Below are 23585 nucleotides of genomic sequence, written 5' to 3'. Positions count from 1 at the left end.
CGGGTCGGGGTGCCCGCAGGGCTGCCGGGCGCCGGCGCTCAGGCCCGCCCGTGCACTCCCGTCAGGGCGGTGACGACCGGGTCGAGGGCGTCGAATATCTCCTCGCCGCAGTTGCGGAACATGCCGATCGGCGCGCCGTACGGGTCGTCGACCTCGTCGGACTCGGGCGAGGCCGCCAGCAGCCAGCCGCGGAGCGCCGCGGCCGCCCGCACCAGGGCGCGGGCCCGTTCCGGCAGCTGGTCGCCGCCACGGGGCTCGGGCAGGGTCACGGGGTCGATCCGCCGCACCAGGCGGGTGAACTCCTTGAGGGTGAAGGTGCGCAGGCCGGCCGCGTGGCCCATGGATATCACCTGGGCACGGTGGTCGAGCGTGGCCGTGAGCACCAGGTCGGCGTCGATGACGTGCTCGTCCAGCAGCTCGCGGCCGGCGAAGCCCGCGCTGTCCACGCCGTACTCGCCGAGCACGGTGGCGGCGTGCGCCTCCATCGGGGCGCCCTCGTGGCCCCACGTCCCGGCGCTCTCGACCACGAAGTGGTGCGAGGCTGCGCCGAGCCGGGCGGCCAGCTCGTGGCGGGTGAGCCGCTCGGCGATCGGCGAGCGGCACACGTTCCCGGTGCAGACGAAGAGGATCCGGAAGGTGTCGACCGATCGCGGCGCGGCCGCCCGGTACGGGGCGGCCGCGAACCTGGCCGGGCCGGGGCCCGCGGCGTACAGGGACGCAGCGGTCAACTGCCGGCCTCCAGGTCCGGGACGACCTCCCTCAGCTGCTCGACGCTGATCGCGCCCGCCCGCAGCACGACGGGGGTCTTGCCGGTGACGTCGACGATGGTGGAGGCCGTGGCGTGGTCCGCGCGGCCGCCGTCCAGGTAGACCGAGACGGCGTCGCCGAGCTGGCCCTGGGCCTCGTCGCAGGTCGCTGGCGAGGGTCCGCCGGTCTTGTTGGCGCTGGAGACGGCGAGCGGGCCGGTGGTGTTGAGCAGCTCCAGGGCGACGGGGTGCAGCGGCATGCGGACGGCGACGGTGCCGCGGGTGTCGCCGAGGTCCCAGCGCAGCGAGGGCTGGTGGCGGGCGACGAGGGTCAGCCCGCCCGGCCAGAAGGCGTCGACGAGCTCCCAGGCCTGCTCGGAGAAGTCGGTGACCAGGCCGTGCAGGGTGGTCGGCGAGCCGACGAGCACCGGGGAGGGCATGTTGCGGCCGCGGCCCTTGGCGTCGAGCAGCGCGCCCACGGCCTCCGGGGAGAAGGCGTCGGCGCCCACGCCGTACAGGGTGTCCGTCGGCAGCACGACGAGCTCGCCGCGGCGGATCGCCGAAGCTGCCTCGCGCAGCCCGGTGGCGCGGTCCCCGGTATCGGCACAGTCGTAGCGGCGGCTCATCGGTGCGGTCCCCTTCCGAAGTTCACGGCGAAGTCACGAAGTCACGAAGTCACAGGGCGGCGCGGCGGGCGGTGGTGAAGCGCGGCCGGCCGTTGAGGTCGCGGTGGTCGGCGGCGTCCGTCCACCCGCCCTCCTCGTTGAAGATCCAGGGCACCTGGCCGCCCTGGGTGTCGGCGTGCTCGATGACCACCGCGCCGCCGGGGCGTAGCAGCCGGGCGGCGACCCGTTCGATGCCGCGGATGGTGTCGAGGCCGTCCTCGCCGGAGAACAGCGACATCTGCGGGTCGTGGTCGCGGGCCTCGGGCGCGACGTACTCCCACTCGGTGAGCGGGATGTACGGCGGGTTGCTGATGACCAGGTCGAAGCGGCCGTCCCAGGAGCGGTCGTCCTCGAAGGCACGGGTGGCGTCGCCCTCGTGCAGGTGGACCCGGGCCCGGTCGGGGCTGGTCGCGACGTTGCGCCGGGTGTAGGCGAGCGCGCCCCCGTCCAGCTCGAAGGCGTGCACGGTGGAGCGGGGCAGTTCCTGGGCGAGGGCGAGGGCGATGGCGCCCGAGCCGGTGCAGAGGTCGACGACGAGCGGCTCGGCGACGTCCATGTCGCGGACGGCGTCTATCGCCCACTCGACGACCGTCTCGGTCTCCGGTCGGGGCACGAAGACGCCCGGGCCGACCTCCAGCTCCAGGTAGCGGAAGAAGGCGTGCCCGGTGATGTGCTGCAGCGGTTCACGGGCCTCGCGGCGGGAGACCGCCTCCCAGTACCGGGCGTCGAAGTCGCCGTCGGGCACGGTGTGCAGCTGGCTGCGCTTGACGCCGTGGACGTGCGCGGCGAGCTCCTCCGCGTCGAAGCGCGGCGACGGCACTCCGGCCGCGGCCAACCGCTGGGTGGCCTGCGCCACCTCGGCGAGCAGCAGGTTCATCCGACCACACCTCTGACTTCTCGGGCGCCGGGCCCGGCTCTCAGTTCTCCTGGGCGGCGGCCAGCTTGGCCGCCGCGTCGGCGTCCACGCAGGACTGGATCACCGCGTTCAGGTCGCCGTCCAGCACCTGGTCCAGGTTGTAGGACTTGAAGCCGGTGCGGTGGTCGGAGATGCGGTTCTCCGGGAAGTTGTACGTCCGGATGCGCTCGGAGCGGTCGACGGTGCGGACCTGGCTGCGGCGGGCGTCCGAGGCCTCCCGCTCGGCCTCCTCCTGGGCCGCCGCCAGCAGGCGCGAGCGCAGGATGCGCATCGCCTGCTCCTTGTTCTGCAGCTGGCTCTTCTCGTTCTGGCAGGAGGCCACGATACCGGTCGGCAGGTGGGTGATCCGGACGGCCGAGTCGGTGGTGTTGACGGACTGGCCGCCGGGGCCGGACGAGCGGTAGACGTCGATCCGCAGGTCGTTGGCGTGGATCTCGACCTCGACCTCCTCGGCCTCCGGGGTGACGAGCACGCCGGCGGCGGAGGTGTGGATGCGGCCCTGCGACTCGGTGGCCGGGACGCGCTGCACGCGGTGCACGCCGCCCTCGTACTTCAGCCGGGCCCAGACGCCCTGGCCGGGCTCGGCGCCGCCCTTGGTCTTCACGGCGACGGAGACGTCCTTGTAGCCGCCGAGGTCGGACTCGTTGGAGTCGATGATCTCGGTCTTCCAGCCGACCCGCTCCGCGAAGCGCAGGTACATCCGGAGCAGGTCGCCGGCGAACAGCGCCGACTCCTCGCCGCCCTCGCCCGCCTTGACCTCCAGGATGACGTCCTTGTCGTCATTGGGGTCGCGCGGGACGAGCAGCAGCCGCAGCTCCTCGGTCAGCTCCTCGCGGCGGGCCTCGGCGGCCTTCGCCTCGGCGAGGAACTCCGGGTCCTCGGCGGCGAGCTCGCGGGCGGCCTCGATGTCCTCGCCGGTCTGCTTCCAGGCGCGGTAGGTGCGGGTGATCGGGGTCAGCTCCGCGTAGCGCTTGGCGAGCTTGCGGGCGTTCGCCTGGTCGGCGTGCACGGAGGGATCGGCCAGCCTCGTCTCGAGGTCGGCGTGCTCGGCGAGGAGCTCTTCGACTGCCTCGAACATGGGGTGGGCCTACTTCCCGTGGGTGCCGGTGGGACGAGAGGGGTGGTCCGGCCGCCGGACGGCGGCGCGGAGCGGGGAGATGCGAACGGCGCCGGCCCGGCGTCCCCGCGGATGCGCGGGGACGCCGAGACCGGCGCCGTGGAAGCGCTAGGCCTTGCCGCCGCTGTGCTTCTTGCCGAAGCGGGCCTCGAAGCGGGCCACGCGGCCACCGGTGTCCATGATCTTCTGCTTGCCGGTGTAGAACGGGTGGCACGCCGAGCAGACCTCGGCGCGGATCTCGCCGCTGGTCTCGGTCGAGCGGGTGGTGAACTCGTTACCGCAGGTGCAGGTCACCTTGGTCACGACGTACTCGGGGTGAACGTTGGCCTTCAAGGGTCTCTCCTAGGTTTCGGGAGGGCACCGGGTCGGCGGCAGGCAGCCGCGCGTGAACCGGGACCGACGGACCAGTGTGCCAGCACCGGCCGCCTCTTCCCAAACCGGGAGGCGGCCCGGACTATTCCCGGCCCGCCGCGCCGACCGGACTGCGGGTCGCGCCGCCCGGGGTGCGGGTGGCGGTGCCCGTGGAGGGGCCGGGGGTGCTGTCGGCGGGGTTGGACGGCTGGATGCTCACCACCGACTGCGGGACGGCCCCGTCGGCCTGCAGGGCGGCCCACAGCTGGCCGGCCTGGGGGGTGCGCGGCACGACCCGGTTCGGGTCGCCGGGGGCGGACACCACCGGCAGCGTCACCATGGTCATCTGGTCCGGGCCGATGCCCTTGAGGGTGTTGGCGAGGCCGACCAGGGCGCTGACCGAGGCGAGCTCGGAGTCGGTGGTCATCGACTTGGTGAGCTTGTCGGCGATCGACCACAGGTGCGCCGGGTTGGAGGTGAGCCCGAGCGCGCCGATCTGCTTCATGATCGACTTCACCATCTGCTGCTGCAGCTCGATCCGGCCGAGGTCGCTGCCGTTGCCGACGCCGTGCCGGGTGCGGACGAAGGCCAGCGCCTGGGTGCCGCTGAGGTGGTGGTCGCCGGCCGCCAGGTGCAGTCCGCTGTCCTGGTCGGAGATGTCGACCGTGGTGGTGACGTCCACCCCGCCGATGGCGTCGATCAGGCCCGCGAACCCGGCGAAGTCCACCTCGACGAAGTGGTCCATCCGCATCCCGGTCAGCTGCTCGGTGGTCTTCACCGCGCAGGCCGGTCCGCCGACCTCGTACGCGGAGTTGAACATCGCGCTGCGCAGGGCCGGGGTGCCGGTGCCGTCCGGGGCGGTGCAGGCCGGCCGGGCGACCAGGGTGTCGCGCGGGATGCTGATCACCGAGGCGGTGGTGTGCTCGCGGTTGACGTGGACGACCATCGCGGTGTCCGAGCGCGCGGTGTCGCCGACCGCTCCGCCGGCCAGCGAGTGGTTGGCGCCCGCCCGGGAGTCCGAGCCGAGCAGCAGGATGTTGAAGGCGCCGCCCACCGAGGCGGGCGGACGGCCGGGGCCGAGCTGGGTGTCGATGTCGACGCTGCGGATGTTGCCGTTGAGCTTCCAGTACGCGTAGCCGGCCGCACCCGCACCCACCAGCAGCAGCCCGACCGCGGTGAACACCGCGATGCGCAGCACCTTGCGGCGTCTGCTCCGGGGCTCTCGCTGATCGGACATCCCTCCCCCTTTCTGCTCGAACGGGGTTTTTCGAGCATAAGGGAATCCCGTCTCCGCCGATCGGCGGGGACGGGAGGGCCGCCCCGGGCACGACGGCGCCGGGTGCACGCAGAGGGCGAGGCCCCCACCGCGGGTGCGGTGCGGGGCCTCGCCCTGCGGAACGAGCCGGGTCAGTCGCCGGAACCGGGGGTGGTCTTGGCGATCTGCATCAGGAACTCGGCGTTGCTCTTGGTCTGCTTCATCTTGTCCAGGAGCAGCTCGATGGCCTGCTGCGAGTCGAGCGCGTGCAGCACCCGGCGGAGCTTCCAGACGATCGCCAGCTCCTCGTTGCCGAGCAGGATCTCCTCCTTGCGGGTGGAGGACGCGTCGACGTCCACCGCGGGGAAGATCCGCTTGTCGGAGAGCTTGCGGTCGAGCTTGAGCTCCATGTTGCCGGTGCCCTTGAACTCCTCGAAGACCACCTCGTCGGCGCGGGAGCCGGTCTCCACCAGGGCGGTGGCGAGGATGGTCAGCGAGCCGCCGTTCTCGATGTTGCGCGCGGCACCGAAGAACTTCTTCGGCGGGTAGAGCGCGGTCGAGTCGACACCACCGGACAGGATGCGGCCGGAGGCCGGCGCCGCCAGGTTGTAGGCGCGGCCGAGGCGGGTGATCGAGTCGAGCAGGATCACCACGTCGTGGCCCAGCTCCACCAGGCGCTTGGCCCGCTCGATGGCGAGCTCGGCGACGGTGGTGTGGTCCTCGGCCGGACGGTCGAAGGTCGAGGAGATGACCTCGCCCTTCACCGACCGCTGCATGTCGGTGACCTCTTCCGGACGCTCGTCGACGAGGACGACCATCAGGTGGCACTCGGGGTTGTTGTGGGTGATCGCGTTGGCGATCGCCTGCATGATCATCGTCTTGCCGGTCTTCGGCGGGGCGACGATCAGACCGCGCTGGCCCTTGCCGATCGGCGACACGAGGTCGATGATCCGGGTCGTCAGCACGCCCGGGTCGGTCTCCAGGCGCAGCCGCTCCTGCGGGTACAGCGGGGTCAGCTTGCCGAACTCGGGGCGGTTGCGGGCGCCGTCCGGGTCCATGCCGTTGACCGAGTCGAGGCGGACCATCGCGTTGAACTTCTCGCGGCGCTCGCCGTCGCGGGGCTGGCGCACCGCACCGGTGATGGCGTCGCCCTTGCGCAGGCCGTGCTTGCGCACCTGGGCGAGCGAGACGTAGACGTCGTTCTGCCCCGGCAGGTAGCCGGAGGTGCGGACGAACGCGTAGTTGTCGAGGATGTCGAGGATGCCCGCGACCGGGATGAGGACGTCGTCCTCGCCGATCTGCGGCTCGGGGGTGCCGCCCTCGAAGCCCTCGCGGCGGCCGCGGCCACGGCGGTCGCGGTAGCGGCCGCGACGGCCCCGGCGGCCGTCGCCGAACTCGTCGTCGTCGTAGCCGCCGGCCTGCTGCCCGGCGGGCTGGCCCTGGCGGCCGGCCTGGCTGTCCTGCTGGGTGCCGGCCTGCTGCTGGCCCTGGCCGGGCTGGCGCTCGGCCCGGTCGCGGTCGCGGCGGTTGCGGCGGTCACGGCGGGACTCGCGGCCCTCGCCGTCCTGGCCCTCGGCGGCGGCCTCGGTGCGCTCGCCGCCCTCGCGGCGGTCGCGCCGGTCACGGCGGTCGCGGCGCTCGGTGCGGGTCTCGCCCTCGGCGGGACGCTGCTCGGCGGTGCGGGTCTCGGCCTTGGCCTCGGCGACCACGGTGCCGGCCTGCTCGGCGGCGGCCTCGGCGGCCGGGGCGCCGGCGGCCGAGGTGGCACGGCGGCGGGTGCGCTCGGTACGGGCCGGCGCGACCTCGGCGGCGGCCTGGACGGGGATCTCGATCTGGGCCTGCGGCTGCTCCGCGGGGGCGGCGGCAGCGGCGGCGGCACGGGTGCGGCGGGCCGGCTTCTCCTCGGCGGCCGGAGCGGCGGGCGCCTCCTCGGCCGGGGCGGCGGCAGCGGCCTTGGCGGTGGTGCGCTTGGCGGCCGGAGCGGGCGCGGCGCCGCCGGCGAGCAGCGGGTCGCCGCCGCTCTTCTCCTTGATGGCCTCGATGAGCTGGCTCTTGCGCATCCGTCCGGTACCGCTGATACCGAGGCCCGTGGCGAGCTTCTGCAGCTCGGCGAGGACCAGGCCGTCGAGGCCTGCGGCGGCGCTGCGACGGCGCCTGGCCGGGGCCGCGGGGGCGGCGGCTGCGTCCGACGCGTCTGCGTCCGGGCGCGCGCCCATCAGATCGGTGGTGTCGCTCACTAAGGGTCCTTCCCTGGAGCGGACGTCGGCCTGTCTGGCTCGGCGACCGGTTGTGCTGTCCTGACCAACGCCGAATCACGCTGGTCCGAGGCGGTCGTCCCCCCGAAAGGACCAGCCGATCGGGTGGACGCTGCGAAAGTGCGGTGCACTGTGGTGCGAAGTGGCGCGGTGGGCCGGTTCTCGTGCCGGCCTCGCTGCCTGTTTGGTTCCCGGGCCCCCGTCGCGTGGCGGTACCTCGGGCTCCGCCCGACCGTGCCTCAGTGCGGAGGCCGCGGGTGGGAGTCAGGTGCCGTCACGGCTTCGGGATGCGCCCCAATCGCGCAGGCAGGCTGCGTACGCGCTGTGGTGGGCTCCCGGAAAATCGTGGTCCCGTCCTTCCGGACCCTGCAGGTGCGGACGGTGCCAACCTGAAGGGGCGGGATCGGGACGTGGCGCACCGAACCCCGGAGGGTGTCTGGTGCAGCAATGAGGTTAACACTACCGACCCCCTGACACATTCCCCAGCCCTGTTGTTGTCAATCGTTTCCGTTCCCGCGGGTGTGGCCGCGTTCGGTGTCGGCTCAGCCGTCGAGCGGCAGGACGCACGCACCGGCACGGTCCAACTCCAGCCGGTGGGCGGCGAACCCGGGCCCGGCGAGGCCGAGCACCTTCTCCGCCGAGGCCTCGTCGGTGAGCGCCAGCACGGTCGGACCCGCGCCGGAGATCACGGCCGGGACGCCGTGCGCGCGCAGGGCGGCCACCAGGGCGGCGCTGTCGGGCATCGCCGAGGCGCGGTAGTCCTGGTGGAGGCGGTCCTCGGTGGCGGTGAGCAGCAGCTCGGGACGGCGGGTGAGGGCCTCGACCAGCAGCGCGGCACGGCCGGCGTTGACGGCGGCGTCGGCCAGCGGGACGGTCTTGGGCAGCAGGCCGCGGGCGGTCTCGGTGAGCACCTCGGTGGCGGGCACGAAGACCACCGGGACGACCCGGTCGGACGGGTCGAGCACGATGGTGCGGGCGCCGTCCTCGGCCGTCCAGGCGACGGTGAAGTTGCCGCGCAGGCAGGCGGCCACGTTGTCGGGGTGGCCCTCCAGCTCGGAGGCGAGGGCGAGCAGGGCGTCGTCGTCGAGCGCGTGCGCGCCGCCGATGGTGACGGCGCGGGCGGCGACGATGCCGGCGCAGATGGCGGCGGAGGACGAGCCGAGGCCGCGGCCGTGCGGTATGCGGTTGGCGCAGACCACCTCCAGGCCGCGGGGCTGGCCGCCGAGGCGGTCGAAGGCGGCCCGCATGGCGCGGACGACCAGGTGGCGCTCGTCGCGCGGCAGGCTGTCGCTGCCCTCGCCGGCGATGTCGACCGAGAGGCCGGAGTCGGCGACGCGGACGACCAGGTCGTCGTAGAGACCCAGGGCGAGTCCGAAGGCGTCGAAGCCGGGGCCGAGGTTGGCGCTGGTCGCGGGGACCCGGACCCGGACGGCGGCGGCACGGAACGCAGGACCGGCCATGCGGTGGACTCTCCTGGGGAGTGAGGGCTGCCCGACGGGGGTGGGGCCAGCGGTGGTACGGCGGCGGGGGACCCGCGTTGCAGGGACACCCGGCGGGTGCGGGAATGTGCGCACCGATGCGCGTCCCGACGGAACCAGCCTATCGAAGACAGGTTCCACAGCGGTACACCCTGCTCGGCACCGATCTGCCGTGTTGCCGTTTGTGGCCGGATTCGATGCGGAAATGGGTCGGGAAATCGGCGCGGAATCAACACGTACGTGTCATCGCGGGACGGCCGCGGGCCGACCCCCGAAAGGGTCGGCCCGGGGCACGCGGTGCGGCTGAACCGCCGTCAGTCGAGCAGTCCGAGGCGGAGGGCGGCGGCCTCGGCGTCGACCGGGACGATCTCCGGGCGCTGCGGGGCGCCGGCCACCGCCCAGTCCGGGTCCTTGAGGCCGTTGCCGGTGACGGTGCAGACGATCCGCTGGCCGGGATCCACCAGGCCGGCCTCGGCCTTGGCCAGCAGGCCGGCCACGCCGGAGGCCGAGGAGGGCTCCACGAAGACGCCCTCCTTGGAGGCCAACAGCCGGTAGGCGGACAGGATCTGACGGTCGGTCACCTTGTCGATGAGGCCGCCGGAGTCGTCGCGCGCGGCGATCGCGTACTCCCACGAGGCCGGGTTGCCGATCCGGATCGCGGTGGCGATGGTCTGCGGCGAGCGGACGGGGGCGCCGTCGACGATCGGGGCCGAACCCGCTGCCTGGAAGCCCCACATGCGCGGGGTGCGGGTGGCCAGGCCGTCCGCGGCGTACTCCCGGTACCCCTTCCAGTACGCGGTGATGTTGCCCGCGTTGCCGACCGGCAGGACGTGGATGTCCGGGGCGTCGCCGAGCATGTCGACGATCTCGAAGGCGGCGGTCTTCTGGCCCTCGATGCGCACCGGGTTCACCGAATTCACCAGCGCCACCGGGTACTTCTCGGACAGCTCGCGGGCGAGCGTGAGGCAGTCGTCGAAGTTGCCGTCCACCTGCAGGATCTGGGCGCCGTGGATGATGGCCTGGCCCATCTTGCCGAGGGCGATCTTGCCCTGCGGCACGAGCACCGCCGGCACCATCCCGGCCCGCACCGCGTAGGCGGCGGCGGAGGCCGAGGTGTTGCCGGTGGAGGCGCAGATGACGGCCTGGGCGCCGTCCTCCTTCGCCTTGGAGATGGCCATCGTCATGCCGCGGTCCTTGAAGGACCCGGTGGGGTTGGCGCCCTCGACCTTGAGGTACACCTCGCAGCCGGTGCGCTCGGAGAGCACCCGGGCGGGGACGAGGGGCGTACCGCCCTCCAGCAGGGTCACCACGGGCGTGGCCGCGGTGACCGGCAGCCGGTCGCGGTACTCCTCGATCAGGCCGCGCCACTGGTGGGTGCGGGCGCCGCTCACTCTGCTCTCGGCGATGGCGTTCATGTCGATTACTCCCCTTCGACCCGCATGATGCTGGCCACGTCGCGCACGCTGTCCAGCGCGCGGAGCTTGTCGACCGTCGCCGACAGCGCGGCGTCGGTGGCGCGGTGGGTGACCACGACGAGCGAGGCGTCGCCGTCGCGGCCCTGCTGGCGCACGGTGTCGATGGAGACCCCGTGCTCGGCGAAGACGGACGCGACCTGGGCGAGCACACCCGCGCGGTCGTCGACGTCCAGGCTGACGTGGTAGCGGGTGACGACCTCGTCCATCGGCTTGGCCGGCAGCTTGGTGTACACCGAGTCGCCCGGGCCGGTGGCGCCGGCCAGCTTGTTGCGGCAGACGGCGACCAGGTCGCCGAGGACGGCGGAGGCGGTCGGCGAGCCGCCGGCGCCCGGGCCGTAGAACATCAGCCGGCCGGCCGCCTCGGACTCCACGAACACCGCGTTGTACGCCTCGCGGACGGAGGCCAGCGGGTGCGTCAGCGGGATCATCGCGGGGTGGACCCGGGCGGTCACCGACTCGCCGTCCGCGGCGCGCTCGCAGATCGCCAGCAGCTTGACCACGCAGCCCATCTGCTTCGCCGAGGCGATGTCCGCGGCGGTCACCTCGGTGATGCCCTCGCGGTAGACCTCGGCGGCGGTCACCCGGGTGTGGAAGGCGATGCCGGCCAGGATCGCGGCCTTGGCGGCGGCGTCGAAGCCCTCGACGTCGGCGGTAGGGTCGGCCTCCGCGTAGCCCAGCGCGGTGGCCTCCTCCAGCGCCTCGGAGTACCCGGCGCCGGTGGTGTCCATCTTGTCGAGGATGAAGTTGGTGGTGCCGTTGACGATGCCCAGCACCCGGTTGACCTTGTCGCCGGCCAGCGACTCGCGCAGCGGGCGGATCAGCGGGATCGCGCCGGCCACCGCGGCCTCGTAGTACAGGTCGACACCGGCCGCGGCGGCCTTCTCGTGCAGTTCGGCGCCGTCCTGGGCGAGCAGCGCCTTGTTGGCGGAGACCACCGAGGCGCCGTTGGCGAACGCCGAGAGGATGTGCTGTTTGGACGGCTCGATGCCGCCGACCACCTCGACCACCACGTCGATGTCGCCGCGGTTGACCAGGGCCTGTGCGTCGGTGGTGATCAGGTGCTCGGGCACCCCGGGGCGCGGGCGGCCGGCCCGGCGCACGGCGATCCCGGCGAGTTCGACCGGAGCGCCGATCCGCGCGGCGAGGTCGTCGGCCGTCGTCGTCATGATGCGCGCCACCTCGGAGCCCACCACACCACAGCCCAGCAACGCCACCTTCAGCGGGCGCGTACGCATCATCCGACTCCGCTCTGCATTCTCGGTCTCCGCCGGGCAATTCCCCGTGCCCGACGGTATTCGGTCTCTACCAGTCTCCGGGACTTTCCGCACGGATCTACGGCCGGTCCATGATCTGAGACAAGGATTTCGTCAGCCGATATCCAGACGCAGGAGATCCTCCTCCGTCTCGCGCCTGACGATCACCCGGGCCGCACCGTCCTGGACGGCGACCACGGGAGGCTTGAGGGCGTGGTTGTAGTTGCTGGCCATCGACCGGCAGTACGCGCCGGTGGCCGGCACCGCGATCAGGTCCCCGGCGGCCAGGTCGGCCGGCAGGAAGGCGTCGCGGACCACGATGTCGCCGGACTCGCAGTGCTTGCCCACCACGCGGACCAGCATCGGCTCGGCGTCGCTGGTGCGGGAGACCAGGGCGACGGAGTACTCGGCGTCGTACAGCGCGGTGCGGATGTTGTCCGACATGCCGCCGTCCACGCTGACGTAGGTGCGCAGGCCGTCCAGCGTCTTCACCGTGCCGACCTCGTAGAGGGTGAAGGCTGTCGGGCCGACGATCGCGCGGCCCGGCTCCACCGAGAGCCGCGGTGCGGCCAGGTCGGCGGCGGAGCACTCGCGGCGGACGATCTCCGCCAGCGAGGCGGCGATCTCGGCGGGCTCCCGCGGGTCGTCCTCGCTGGTGTAAGCGATGCCGAGGCCGCCGCCGAGGTCGATCTCGGGCAGCTCGATGCCGTGCTCGTCGCGGATCTGCGCCAGCAGGCCGACCACCCGGCGGGCCGCCACCTCGAAGCCCGCGGTGTCGAAGATCTGCGAGCCGATGTGCGAGTGGATGCCGCGCAGCTCCAGGGCCGCCGGGTGGGCGAGCACCCGACGGACGGCCTCGGCCGCGGCGCCGCCGTTCAGCGACAGCCCGAACTTCTGGTCCTCGTGCGCGGTGGCGATGAACTCGTGGGTGTGCGCCTCGACGCCGACCGTGATCCGGATCAGCACCTTCTGGCGGACGCCCTGCCGCTCGGCGACCGCCGCCAGCCGCTCGATCTCCTCGTAGGAGTCGACGACGACGTGGCCGACCCCGGCCTTCACCGCCTGCTCCAGCTCGTGCACCGACTTGTTGTTGCCGTGCAGCGCCAGGCGCTCCCCCGGCATGCCGGCGGCCAGCGCCACGGCCAGTTCGCCGCCGCTGCACACGTCGAGGTTGAGGCCCTCCTCGTGCAGCCAGCGGACGACCGCCTTGGAGAGGAACGCCTTGCCGGCGTAGTAGACGTCCGCGTCCGTGCCGAACGCGTCCCGCCAGGCGCGGGCCCGGGCCCGGAAGTCCGCCTCGTCCATCAGGTAGGCGGGGGTGCCGAACTCGGCCGCCAGCGCCTTCACGTCGAGGCCGCCGACGGTCACCACGCCGTTCCCGTCGCGGGTGACGGTCTTCGACCACACCTTCGGGTCGAGCGCGTTCAGGTCGCTCGGCGGTGCGAGGTAGTGCCCCTCGGGCAGCACGTCGCCGTGGCGGGGGCCTGCGGGGTGGGCGGAGCGGCTCATCTTGGCTACTTCCTTGGCTTATGGCGAGGGGCGGCGCACGGTCTCCTTCGACCGTCCGCCGCCCCCGTCGTGCGCGTGGGGGTCGTGCTTACATCCGCTCGGGGGCGGAGACGCCGAGCAGCGTCAGGCCGTTGGCGAGCACCGTTCGCGTCGCCTCGACCAGCCAGAGGCGCGCACGGTGCGTGTCCGTGAGCTCCTCGTCGCCCTTCGGCAGGAACATGCAGTTCTCGTACAGGCGGTGGTATTTGCCCGCGAGGTCCTCCAGGTAGCGCGCGACCCGGTGGGGCTCGCGCAGCTCGCCGGCCGTGGCGATGACGCGCGGGAACTCGCCCAGCGCACCGAGCATGTCGTTCTCCCACTGGGTGGCGAGCAGCTCCGGCTTGAAGTCCTCGGCCGCACCCTTGTCGACGCCGAGCTCGGCGGCCTTGCGCGCGACGCCGCACATCCGGGTGTGCGCGTACTGCACGTAGAAGACCGGGTTCTCGTTCGACTGGCTGGTGACCAGGTCGATGTCGATGGTGATGGTGGAGTCGGTGGAGGAACGCGCCAGCATGTACCGCGCCGCGTCCACGCCGATCCAGTCGACGACGTCGTCGATGGTGATGATGTTGCCGGCGCGCTTGGAGAGGCGGACCTCCTGGCCGTCGCGCAGCATCTTCACGAACTGGCCGATGCGGACCTCGATGTTGCGGTCCATGTCGTCGCCGGCGCAGGCCGCGATGGCCTTGAGCCGGTTGACGTAGCCGTGGTGGTCGGCGCCGAGCATGTAGACGGAGACCTCGGAACCGCGGTCCCGCTTGCTCAGGTAGTAGGCGGCGTCGGCGGCGAAGTAGGTGGTCTCGCCGTCGGCCTTGATCAGGACGCGGTCCTTGTCGTCGCCGAAGTCCGTGGTGCGCAGCCAGATGGCGCCGTCCCGGTCGAAGACGTGGCCCTGCTCCCGCAGCCGGTCGATGGCCTGCTCGACGGCGCCCGAGTCGTGCAGCGACTTCTCCGAGAACCAGGTGTCGAAGTGCACCCCGAACTCTTCCATCGACCGCTTGATCTCGGCGACCATCAGCGTGAGGCCCTCGGCCCGGAAGACCCGGAGCTGCTCGTCCTCGGGCAGGTCGAGCACGCCCGGCACGCCGTCGGTGATCGCCTTGGCGATGTCGGCGATGTACTCGCCGACGTAGCCGTCCTCGGGGACGGGCTTGCCGTTCGCGACGGCCTGCAGCGACCGCGCGAACTTGGTGATCTGCACGCCGGCGTCGTTGAGGTAGTACTCGGTGGTGACGTCGGCACCGGTGGCGCGCAGCACGCGGGCCAGCGAGTCGCCGACGGCCGCCCAGCGGACGCCGCCGATGTGGATCGGGCCGGTCGGGTTGGCCGACACGAACTCCAGGTTGATCGTCAGGCCCTTGAGGGCCTCGTTCCGGCCGTACGCCCGGCCGGCCTCGACCACCGTGCGGGCCAGCAGGCCCTGGGTGGCGGCGTCGAGGGTGATGTTCAGGAAGCCCGGACCGGCGATGTCGACCTTCGCGACGCCGGTGGTCTCTCGCAGGCGGGCGGCCAGCAGGTCCGCGACGGCTCGCGGCGGCATGCCTGCCGGCTTCGCGAGCTGGAGGGCCACGTTGGTGGCGTAGTCGCCGTGGTCCCTGTTCTTGGGCCGCTCGACCGTCACGTGCTCGGGCACGGCGACGGCCAGCTCGCCCGCCTCGACGGCGGCGCTCACTGCGGCCTGGACTGCCTGGGAAAGCTCTGCGGGTGTCACGACGCCAAGCGTAGGCGAGACGGGGTGTCCGTCCGCCACCCGGTTTACCCGTTGAGACGCGTTGCACCAGGGAGCGGGACCGTCAAGGGCGATCTGTTCGCCGAGAGCGGAATGCGGCGGAGGGCCCGGGGCGCTCGCCGCCGCCGAAGGCGTAGCCGGACGGGCCGCCCCCGCCGGCCCCCACCGCCGGGCCCTGCCGCAGCAGCCGGCGCACCAGGGCGACCAGGTCCGCCGGGTCGAAGGGCTTCGCGAGGTAGCCGTCCACGCCCACCGACTCCCCGCGGTCGAGGTCGGCCGGCGTGCAGGCGCTGACGATGGCGATGGGCAGCGCCCGGGTCTCGGCGGAGGCGCGCAGCCGGGCGGCGGTCTTCAGGCCGTCGAGCCGCGGCATCACCACGTCCAGCGTCACCACGTCGGGGCGCACCCGGCGGACGACCTCCAGGCACTCGGCGCCGTCGGCAGCGGTGACCACCTCGAAGCCCTCGAGCTCGAGGTTCACTCTGATCAGCTGGCGGATCACCTCGCTGTCGTCCACCACGAGGACCCGCCCGGACGTTCCCGGCACATCACCGAGGGTAGCCGCGCGCCCACCCCCGCGTCCGGCCTTTCCTCACTTCCACCCCCCGGGCCGCGGCCGCGCCGCCCCGCGAAACCCGTGCACGGATCACCCGTCGGGCCTGGTAGTGTTCTCCACGTCGCAGCAAGCGACGGCCGAAAGGCCCCCGTAGCTCAGGGGATAGAGCACCGCCCTCCGGAGGCGGGTGCGTAGGTTCGAATCCTACCGGGGGCACTTCACCGCAAGCGTCACGAAGGCCCGGGTCCACTGGACCCGGGCCTTCGTCGTGTCCGCGGGCTTCGCGCCGGACGGCGGACCCCGGGCTGAGCGTCCGTCAGCCGCTCGGGGAGACTGGGCCGCACACTCTGGTTCGTGCGGCGGAGGAGACGGCATGCGGTACGCGGACGGGCCCACGGCGCAGGGCGGGATCCGGGTCGGGGCGGCGCCCTCGCGGGTCTGGGAGCTGGTGACCGACATCGGGCTGCCCTCCCGGCTCAGCCCCGAACTGCACCGGGTCGAATGGCTCGGCGGGGTCGTCGCACCCGCGGTGGGTGCGCGCTTCGCGGGCTTCAACCGGCACCCCGTGGCGGGCGACTGGCGGACGGTCTCGCAGATCGTCGAGTTCGACGCCGAGCGGGTCTTCGGCTGGGCCGTCCTGGACGCGGACGGCCGGTTCGGCGAGCCGGCGGACGACCTCCGGGACCGGATGGCCACCTGGCGCTTCGAGCTGTCGCCGCAGGCGGACGGCACCCTCGTCCGGCAGTCCGTGCGGATCGGGCCCGGCCGCTCCGGGGTCAGCGCCTGGATCGAGCGCATGCCGGAGCGGGAGGAGGAACTGGTCGCCCGCCGGCTCGACGAACTCCGCACCGGCATCGGGGCCACCCTCGCCGGGATCAAGGCGCTCGCCGAGCGCGGCCCGGAGGCCGACCGGCCCGGCGGCTGACGCGGCACCTGCGGGTGCGGGCCGCGGCGCGCGGTCAGGCCGGGCGGGTGCGGTGGGTGCGGTGCTTGACGAGGAGGGTGAGGGCGAGGACCTCGGCGGCGCCGCAGAGGACGGCGGCCCAGGCGGGGAGCAGCAGGACGCCCGGGACGAGCAGGACGGCCGTGAGGACGAGGCAGGGGACGTACCAGCCGAGGACGGACCGGGTCGGCTCGCCGTAGCGCAGGGCGATCGCCGCGTTGGTGGTGTAGAAGCCGAGCACGCCGCCGCAGAGCGCCCAGTCGGCGCCGGACGGCAGGTGGTGGGTGGGTTCCGCGACGGCGGTGCCGAGGGCGGCGGCGAGCAGGGTGATCGCGGCGACCAGGAAGTACGGCAGGTACATCACGGTGTCGCGGATGATCCGGTGCGCCCGGTCGGCCTGGGCGCGGCCGAGGCCGCGGGCGGCGACGGTCGTGCCCCAGACGAAGAAGACCGCCGCGAGCTCGGCGACCAGCAGGAAGGCGGCGAGGGCCGCGGCGCCGGAGGCGGCGGTGAGGTGGTCGGCGAAGGTCGCCACGACGGTGAAGACGCTCTCGCCGAGGACGATCACCACGAACAGGGTGATCCGCTCGACCAGGTGCTCGATCGACAGTCGGGCGTACAGCGCGGTGCCGTACTCGCTGCGGATCGCGAGCAGGGCGATCTCCAGGGCGATGGCGATCCCCCAGAGGGCGAACCGCCAGCCGTCCGGGAGGAGGGCGGAGACCGTCCACAGCGCGGCCGGGACGAGGCAGTAGGTCACCGGGCGCCAGAGCGGCAGTGCGGTCTCCCGGCGCAGGGCGGGACGCAGCCAGACCAGGAAGCAGACCACCCGCACCCAGGCGGCGCCGAGGGCGTAGAGCCAGGCGTGTCCGCCGAGGCCCTCGGGGGCGGCGGCGGCCATCACGCCGAGGCCGGGCATGGCGGCGATCAGCATGGGCTGGCTGAGCGCGCGGTCGATGTCCCGGCCGGAGACGTTGACGGTGGCCATCAGGTTGACCCAGGCCCACCAGGCCGGGAAGAAGAGCACCAGGAACCTGCCGAACTCGGCGCCGCCCGGGTCGCCGTGCAGGCCGCGGGCCAGGATGGCCACGGTCACCACGAAGACCAGGTCGAAGAAGAGCTCGAACCAGTCCGCCCGGCGCTCCTCGGGCTCGGCTGCGGCCGGCGCGCTGTCGGCGGCGGTCACGGTGTGCGGCACCTCCCGTTGTCCCGGTGCCGGGAGTGTACGGGGCAACCGGCGCACGCGAGCCGGAACGCGCCCCCGGCGCGCGCGAGGTAGGCGCGAATGCCCCGGATCAGCGGAGGACGTCACTCTCCGGGGTGATCTCGGCGGGCACGCCGATCTCGTAGACCAGCCGGCTGCGCTCGGCCGCGAGGACGATGTCGGCGGTCTCCACGGGCAGGCTTCCGGCCCAGTGGGTGCGCTCGATCGAGAGCACGGTGGAGCCCAGCGCCACGTCCAGCGGGCCGGACTCGGCCTCCAGCACCGGGCGGGCGGTGACGTCCTCGGTGACCCGGGTGACGGTCAGTCCGATCCGGGCCATCCGCTCGACCACGCCGAGCCCGGCCAGCGGTCCGTACTCGGGCCGGGCGGCCGCGGTGCCGCCGGTCAGCGCGAGCGGCTCCCAGCTGGTGGAGAGCTGCGCGGGCCGGTCGGCGGCGAGGAAGACGTACTGGGTCTGCATGATCGGGTCGCCCTCGGCGATCCGCAGCCGCAGGGCGAGTGCGCCGGTGGCCCAGGTCTTCTGGGAGTCGTGCGTCCAGTGCGGGACGCCGCCGGGTCCGGGGTCGCGGGACGCCCCGGCGAAGGGGCTGCCGGCCGCGTCGTAGCGTCCGCGGGGGATCCGGGCGGGCGCCGGACGGCGGCGGACGTAGGTGCCGGAGCCCGGGCGGCCCTCGGTCAGGCCCTCGGCGTTGAGCACCCGGAGCGCCTGCCGGACGGGCTGTTCGGAGAGTCCGTGCTGGCGGCAGAGGTCGGCGATGCTGGGCATCCGCGCGCCCGGCTGGTGCTCGCCGGAGAGGATCCGCGAGCGCAGCAGGTCGGCCAGTCGCAGATAGGCCGGTCGCCCCAACTCGCCCACGTCAACCCCCGTCTCACGGATCCTCGGATCAGCTTGACAACGCCGTACGCGAGCTTTCAAGCTCGCATTCGAGGCTGACGATGCGTGGTCGGCCGGTTGCGGAGTGTTCGTCGGAGGGGTGCAGCAGCATGATGTGGATCGCCCGGTTCCCCGGTGTGCCCGAGTCCGTGCGCGCGGCGCGGCGGATGGTCCGCGAGGCGCTCGGCCCTTCGCCCGGGGCCGAGGACGCGGCGCTGGTCGTGTCCGAGCTGGTGACCAACGCGGTCGTGCACAGCCGGTCCGGCGCGGGCGGCGTGCTGTGGGTGGAGGTCCGGCGCCGGTACGGGACGGTCCGGGTGTCGGTCACCGACGGCGGCACGGCGGCCGGCCCGGCGCCGCACGGCCCGCCGCACCCGCTCCCGCACCGGCCGCCGGTCGACGCGGGCGACTTCGGCCGGGGGCTGCGGATCGTCGACGCGCTGGCGGCGCGCTGGGGGTCGGTCGGCGAGGCGGCCGACGGACGGCGCACCGTCTGGGCCGAACTGGCACCCGCCCGGGGCGAGGGCCCGCCGGAGCGGACCGCCGACCCCGCCGGCCCCGTCGGTCCTGCGGCCCCCGCGGACGACGCCCCTGCACCGGAGGCGGAGCCGCCGTCCGTCCCGGCGCAGCGCTGCCGGCTGTGCGGCACGCCGCGGCCGCCGCGTCAGGGTGCCGCGGTGACGGCCTGGCGGTAGAGGGTGGTCATGGTGTGGTCGAAGTACGAGCTGTAGGAGATGTCGTCGGTGTCGCCGCCCTCCTGGTAGCCGCCGATGACGCCGATGACCTCGCCGGTGCGGGTGCTGATCCAGGGGCCGCCGCTGGTGCCGCCGGGGTAGCCGGGGCAGTCGATGCGGCGCTGGGTGGTGGACTGCCGGGTGGTGGTGTCGGTGCACAGCAGCGGGGCCTCGGTGCGGGCCGGGTAGCCGTAGAGGCGGACCTGCGAGGTGAAGGTGTCGTCCAGCCCGAGGGCGTTGCCGCCGACGACGTCCTCGATCCGGTGGCCGTCGGAGGCCGGGGCGACCCGGAGGATCGCGTAGTCGGCGTCCTCGTCGCGGTCCTGCGTCCAGTCGTCGGGGGCGTAGATCGCGGTGACCCTCCAGCTGCCGTACGGGGCGCTGCCGTCGCGGTACGCGGGGACGAAGCTCAGGCCGTCGGTGCTGCCGACGCAGTGGGCCGCGGTGAGGACGAGGTCGCGGGTCGGGCTCTGCAGCACGCTGGCGGAGCAGAAGTGGTGGCCCGGCCCGACGGTGCCGCTGAACAGGGCGCCGACCCGGGCGGCCGACGGGTCGGCGGGGGCGGTGGCGGTGGTGCCGAGGACGGGGGCGGCGTCGAGGACGGCGGTGGCGGCGGGCGAGGCGGTGGCGGGCGAGCTGCCGAGGACGTGGGCGGCGGCGAGCAGTCCCGCCGTGGCGAGGGCCGCCGCCGGGGTGGCGAGCAGCGACCGGAGCCGGGGGCGGGACGTGCGGGGGCTGCTCATCGGCGAACTCCTCCTGGCCGGGGGTGTCGGCTCCACTCTGGGCCGCCGGGCTGTGAAGCGGGTGATCCGAAGGTGGGAAAGCGGTGAGAGATCCGTACACGATCCCGCCCCGGCCCCGGAGGGGTCCAGGGCCGGGGCGGCGTGTCGCCGGACCGGGGAGGTGCGGTTCAGCGCGGTTCGGCGGCGGGGCGGGCGGTGGCCTGGGCCGGTTCGGCCGCGGCGCTCCCGGCCTCGCCTGGCGCCGGTCTGTGGTCGATCATCAGGAAGGCGATGACCGCGGCGACCAGCAGGATGCCCATGGCGACGGTGGTGGCGATCGCGTAGCCGTGCACCTGGCCCTGTTTGAGGACGAGCGGATCGGCCGCGTTGCGGGTGGCCAGCCAGGTCGCGGTGGCGCTGGCCGCGATGGTGTTGAGCAGCGCGACGCCGATCGAACCGCCGACCTGCTGGGCGCTGTTGATGATGGCCGAGGCCGCGCCCGTCTCGTTCGGCGCGACGCCGAGGGTGGCCAGGCTCAGCGAGGGCATGAAGACCAGGCCCATGCCGAAGCCGAGCAGCAGTTCGGCGGGCAGCACCATGGTCGCGTAGGGGCTGTCGACCTTCATCTGGGTCAGCCAGGCCATGCCGCCCGCGCCGAGCAGCAGGCCGGGGACGACGAGCGCCCGCGAGGGCACCCGGGTCATCAGGTTGGCCGCGATGCCGGTGGCGCTGATGATGATGGCCGCGGTCATCGGCAGGAAGGAGACGCCCGCCATGACCGGCGAGAAGCCCTTGACCACCTGCATGTAGTAGGTGAGGAAGAGGAACAGGCCGAACATGCCGATCACGGCCAGGCCGACGGCGATGGCGCCGCCGCCGCGGTTGCGGTCGGAGACGATGTGCAGCGGCAGCAGCGGGTGGTCGGTGCGGCGCTCGAAGAGGACGAAGACGAAGAGCAGCGCGACACCGACGCACAGCGAGGTCAGCACCAGCCAGTCGCCCCAGCCGCGGGAGACGGCCTCGGAGGTGCCGAACACGATCAGCAGCAGGCCGCCGCAGCCGAGGACGGCGCCGGGCAGGTCCAGCTTGACGCGGTGGCCCTTGGCGACGTGGTCGCGCTTCAGCAGGGCGTACGCGGCGAGGGCGGCACCGATGGCGATCGGGATGTTGACGAACAGGCACCAGCGCCAGTTCAGGTACTCGGTGAGCAGGCCGCCCATGATCAGGCCGATCGCGGCGCCGCCGCCGGCGAGGGCGCCGAAGATGCCGAAGGCGGTGGCACGTTCCTTCGCGTCGGTGAAGGTCGTGGAGAGCAGCGACAGCGCGGAGGGTGCGAGGAGTGCGCCGAAGGCGCCCTGCAGGGCGCGTGCACCGAACAGCATCCAGGGTTCGGTGGCGAATCCGCCGATCGCGGAGGCCAGCGCGAAGCCCAGCAGGCCGATCAGGAAGGTGCGTTTGCGGCCGAAGAGGTCTCCGATCCGGCCGCCGAGGAGCAGCAGGCCGCCGAAGGCCAGGGTGTAGGCCGTGATGACCCACTGCCGGTTGCCGTCGGATATGCCCAGGTCCTTCTGGGCGGAGGGCAGGGCGATGTTCACGATCGTCGCGTCGAGGACGATCATCAGCTGGGCGATGGCGATGACTGCCAGGGCCCACCAGCGACGGGGGTCGACCGCCTGCTCGTCCTGTGCGTGCTGGAGGGACACCGTGGGCCGCCTTCCGGAGGGGATGGTGGGAAGGGCGCACGCAGCGCTCCTCCCAGGGAATCTCTCGGGATGGCGAGGGGCAAGGTTTTTTGTCAGTAAATGTCTGAATTAGGACTAAAGTCCTAAACATCTCACCGTCTTCCGGCCGACCCCGGCCGATCCTCCGGCCGGGTCACGGGTCGCACCGGCCCGCCGTGGCGGCGGTCCGGACCGGTGCGACCCCCGGGCGCGGGGATCCGACGGCGGCGGTCAGAGCGCGGACAGCTCCGCCACCAGGTCGTCGAGGCCGAGCGAGCCCTGCGACAGCGCGGCCATGTGCCAGGCCTTGAGGTCGAACTCCTCGCCGCGGGCCTCGGCGGCGGCCCGGGCGGCGGCGCGGCCGGTCAGCCAGGCGCGCTCGCCCAGCTTGTAGCCGATGGCCTGGCCGGGCATGCCGAGGTAGCGGACCAGCTCGCTGTCCAGGAAGTCGGCGGACAGGCCGCAGTACCGGCCGAAGAACTCCCGGGCGTCGTCGGGCAGCACCGCCTCGCCCGGCTTGAACGGGGAGTCCGCCGGGAAGTCCAGGCCGGCGTGCATGCCGATGTCGACGATGACCCGCAGCACCCGCATCATCTGCGCGTTGAGGTAGCCGAGCCGGTGGCCGGGGTCGGTGAGGTAGCCGAGCTCGTCCATCAGGCGCTCCGCGTACAGCGCCCAGCCCTCCAGGTTGGCGCTGACGCTGCCGAGGGTGACCTGGTAGGTCGAGAGCCGGTCGGCGAGGTACGTCCACTGCGCGAGCTGCAGGTGGTGGCCGGGGACGCCCTCGTGGTACCAGGTCGAGACGAGGTCCCAGACCGGGAAGGACTCGCGGCCGAGGGTGGGCAGCCAGGTGCGGCCGGGACGGGAGAAGTCGAGCGAGGGCTGGGTGTAGTAGGGCGCTGCGGCACTGCCGACCGGGGCGAGCCGTGACTCGACCTTCAGCAGCGGCTCGGCGAGGTCGAAATGGGTGCCCTGGAGGTCGGCGATGGCGCCGTCCATCAGGCCCTGCAGGTAGTCGCGGGCGTTCTCCTCGCCCTTGATCGCCGGGCCGTCGGTCTCCAGCCAGTGCATCGCCTCCATCGGGGTGGCGCCGGGCAGCACCTTCTCGGCCTCGGCGCGCATCTGCGCGTCCAGGTCGTGGAACTGCTCCCAGGCCCAGGCGTACGCCTCGTCGAGGTCGAGGGCGGCGCCCGTCCAGTAGCGCACCCAGCGGGTGTAGCGCTCGCGGCCGACGGTGTCCGGGACGTCGGCGGCGGCCGGGCCGTACACGTCGCGCAGCCAGTCGCGCAGGGCGGCGAGCGCGTCCGAGGCGGCGACGGCGGTGGCGGTCAGGCCCTCGCGCAGCGACTCGGGGGCGTCCTGCACGAACGCGCCGAACCAGCCGCCGGGGGCCTCGCCCTCCAGCCACTCGCCGATCTGGCCGACCACCGTGGTGACCTGGCGGGGGCCGGACAGCAGGCCGCGCTCGACGCCCTCGGCGAGGGTGGCGCGGTACTGGTCGAGCGCGGCCGGCACCCGGGCGAGGCGGCGGCCGATCAGCTCCCACTCCTGCTCGGTGCCGGTCGGCATGAGGGTGAACACCTCGCGCACGTCGTGCACCGGCGAGCCGAGGTTGCGCACCGCGCGGTACTCCTCGCCCGCTTCGTGCAGGGCGAGTTCGGCGGTGAGGCGCTCGCGGAGCAGACGGGCGCAGCGCCGCTCCGCCTCGTCGTCGGCGGTGCCGGCGGCCTCGGCGGCGTCGAGTTCGGAGAGGGTGGAGCGGGCGAGGTCGGCGAGCGCCGCGCGGCCGGCCGGTGAGAGGTCGGTGATGCGGTCGTCGTCCGGGTTGAGGCCGAGGTACACCGCGGTCAGCGGGTCGAGGTCGGCGAGGGCGTGGACGTAGGCGTCGGCGATACGGCGCGGGGTGGGGCCGTCGACAGCGGGGGTGATCGGTTCTTGGACCATTCGGCCATCCTGTCGCAGCATTCGGCGATTTCAAGACCCTTTCGGTACGGGCTCGCACGATTGACGGAGGGTCCGGCC

The 23585-nt window shown here is 73.2% G+C and carries 20 protein-coding genes and 1 tRNA gene; 3 read left to right on the top strand and 18 right to left on the bottom strand.

Annotated elements, in window-relative coordinates; translation table 11 throughout:
* Window positions 1-38 precede the first annotated feature (38 nt).
* The 13 genes from AB0442_RS05185 to AB0442_RS05125 all read right to left on the bottom strand — a co-directional run bounded on the left by AB0442_RS05185 (window position 39) and on the right by AB0442_RS05125 (window position 15335).
* Window positions 39-629 carry a protein-tyrosine-phosphatase gene (locus tag AB0442_RS05185; protein WP_366160728.1) on the bottom strand — a complete coding sequence of 197 codons (591 nt, stop codon included), beginning with the start codon at window positions 627-629 and terminating at the stop codon, window positions 39-41.
* A gap of 95 nt (window positions 630-724) precedes the next feature.
* A complete protein-coding gene (locus tag AB0442_RS05180; RefSeq protein ID WP_366160694.1) occupies window positions 725-1372 on the bottom strand; it encodes an L-threonylcarbamoyladenylate synthase in 648 nt (215 codons plus the stop codon).
* Between the two features lie 49 nt (window positions 1373-1421).
* Window positions 1422-2288 (bottom strand): peptide chain release factor N(5)-glutamine methyltransferase, encoded by an 867-nt coding sequence (gene prmC / locus AB0442_RS05175; RefSeq protein WP_366160693.1) that lies wholly within the window; start codon window positions 2286-2288, stop codon window positions 1422-1424.
* 40 nt (window positions 2289-2328) lie between these two features.
* Window positions 2329-3405: a peptide chain release factor 1 gene (gene prfA / locus AB0442_RS05170; protein WP_366160692.1), complete on the bottom strand. Its 1077-nt coding sequence runs from the start codon at window positions 3403-3405 to the stop codon at window positions 2329-2331.
* A gap of 147 nt (window positions 3406-3552) precedes the next feature.
* Window positions 3553-3777: a 50S ribosomal protein L31 gene (gene rpmE, locus AB0442_RS05165; protein WP_263103648.1), complete on the bottom strand. Its 225-nt coding sequence runs from the start codon at window positions 3775-3777 to the stop codon at window positions 3553-3555.
* Window positions 3778-3898: 121 nt separating this feature from the next.
* Entirely contained in the window at window positions 3899-5032 is a 1134-nt protein-coding gene (locus tag AB0442_RS05160; protein WP_366160691.1) for an LCP family protein, read from the bottom strand.
* Window positions 5033-5202: 170 nt separating this feature from the next.
* Entirely contained in the window at window positions 5203-7287 is a 2085-nt protein-coding gene (rho, locus tag AB0442_RS05155) for a transcription termination factor Rho (RefSeq protein WP_366160689.1), read from the bottom strand.
* A gap of 560 nt (window positions 7288-7847) precedes the next feature.
* On the bottom strand, window positions 7848-8765 hold the full coding sequence (gene thrB, locus AB0442_RS05150) for a homoserine kinase (protein ID WP_366160688.1): 918 nt from the start codon (window positions 8763-8765) through the stop codon (window positions 7848-7850).
* Between the two features lie 332 nt (window positions 8766-9097).
* Window positions 9098-10198 carry a threonine synthase gene (thrC, locus tag AB0442_RS05145; protein ID WP_344625896.1) on the bottom strand — a complete coding sequence of 367 codons (1101 nt, stop codon included), beginning with the start codon at window positions 10196-10198 and terminating at the stop codon, window positions 9098-9100.
* A 5-nt stretch (window positions 10199-10203) separates the two neighbouring features.
* Window positions 10204-11496 (bottom strand): homoserine dehydrogenase, encoded by a 1293-nt coding sequence (locus AB0442_RS05140; protein ID WP_363542537.1) that lies wholly within the window; start codon window positions 11494-11496, stop codon window positions 10204-10206.
* A gap of 129 nt (window positions 11497-11625) precedes the next feature.
* Window positions 11626-13020: a diaminopimelate decarboxylase gene (gene lysA / locus AB0442_RS05135; RefSeq protein WP_366160686.1), complete on the bottom strand. Its 1395-nt coding sequence runs from the start codon at window positions 13018-13020 to the stop codon at window positions 11626-11628.
* An 88-nt stretch (window positions 13021-13108) separates the two neighbouring features.
* The gene (gene argS, locus AB0442_RS05130) at window positions 13109-14770 is read right to left on the bottom strand and encodes an arginine--tRNA ligase (protein ID WP_366160685.1); all 1662 of its coding nucleotides are present in this window, start codon (window positions 14768-14770) and stop codon (window positions 13109-13111) included.
* 82 nt (window positions 14771-14852) lie between these two features.
* Window positions 14853-15335, bottom strand: a complete 483-nt coding sequence (locus AB0442_RS05125; protein WP_366160684.1) for a response regulator — start codon at window positions 15333-15335, stop codon at window positions 14853-14855.
* Window positions 15336-15488: 153 nt separating this feature from the next.
* Between AB0442_RS05125 and AB0442_RS05120 the strand changes: the two genes are divergently transcribed.
* Together AB0442_RS05120 and AB0442_RS05115 are read left to right on the top strand one after the other, a co-directional pair.
* A tRNA-Arg gene (locus tag AB0442_RS05120) sits at window positions 15489-15560 on the top strand.
* A gap of 157 nt (window positions 15561-15717) precedes the next feature.
* Window positions 15718-16269: an SRPBCC family protein gene (locus AB0442_RS05115; protein WP_366160683.1), complete on the top strand. Its 552-nt coding sequence runs from the start codon at window positions 15718-15720 to the stop codon at window positions 16267-16269.
* 34 nt (window positions 16270-16303) lie between these two features.
* Here the strand turns inward: AB0442_RS05115 and AB0442_RS05110 are convergent, their stop codons facing one another.
* Complete coding sequence (locus tag AB0442_RS05110; RefSeq protein ID WP_366160681.1) at window positions 16304-17473, bottom strand: low temperature requirement protein A; 1170 nt, start codon at window positions 17471-17473, stop codon at window positions 16304-16306.
* Window positions 17474-17582: 109 nt separating this feature from the next.
* Complete coding sequence (locus tag AB0442_RS05105) at window positions 17583-18368, bottom strand: GntR family transcriptional regulator (protein WP_363542531.1); 786 nt, start codon at window positions 18366-18368, stop codon at window positions 17583-17585.
* A gap of 128 nt (window positions 18369-18496) precedes the next feature.
* Here AB0442_RS05105 and AB0442_RS05100 point away from each other — a divergent pair, with 128 nt between their 5' ends.
* Entirely contained in the window at window positions 18497-19081 is a 585-nt protein-coding gene (locus tag AB0442_RS05100; protein ID WP_366160680.1) for an ATP-binding protein, read from the top strand.
* Here the strand turns inward: AB0442_RS05100 and AB0442_RS05095 are convergent.
* The 3 genes from AB0442_RS05095 to AB0442_RS05085 form a co-directional block, all read right to left on the bottom strand.
* Window positions 19051-19863, bottom strand: a complete 813-nt coding sequence (locus AB0442_RS05095) for a serine protease (RefSeq protein ID WP_366160678.1) — start codon at window positions 19861-19863, stop codon at window positions 19051-19053. The genes AB0442_RS05100 and AB0442_RS05095 overlap by 31 nt on opposite strands.
* Before the next feature lie 167 nt (window positions 19864-20030).
* On the bottom strand, window positions 20031-21545 hold the full coding sequence (locus tag AB0442_RS05090; protein ID WP_366160676.1) for an MFS transporter: 1515 nt from the start codon (window positions 21543-21545) through the stop codon (window positions 20031-20033).
* A 249-nt stretch (window positions 21546-21794) separates the two neighbouring features.
* Window positions 21795-23507, bottom strand: coding sequence for a DUF885 domain-containing protein (locus AB0442_RS05085; protein WP_366160674.1), 1713 nt, complete (start codon window positions 23505-23507; stop codon window positions 21795-21797).
* Window positions 23508-23585 lie beyond the last annotated feature (78 nt).

This window comes from Kitasatospora sp. NPDC085895 (genome assembly GCF_040702125.1).
In the GTDB taxonomy this organism is placed as follows: domain Bacteria; phylum Actinomycetota; class Actinomycetes; order Streptomycetales; family Streptomycetaceae; genus Kitasatospora; species Kitasatospora arboriphila.
This window is presented reverse-complemented; position numbering and strand designations above follow the sequence as displayed.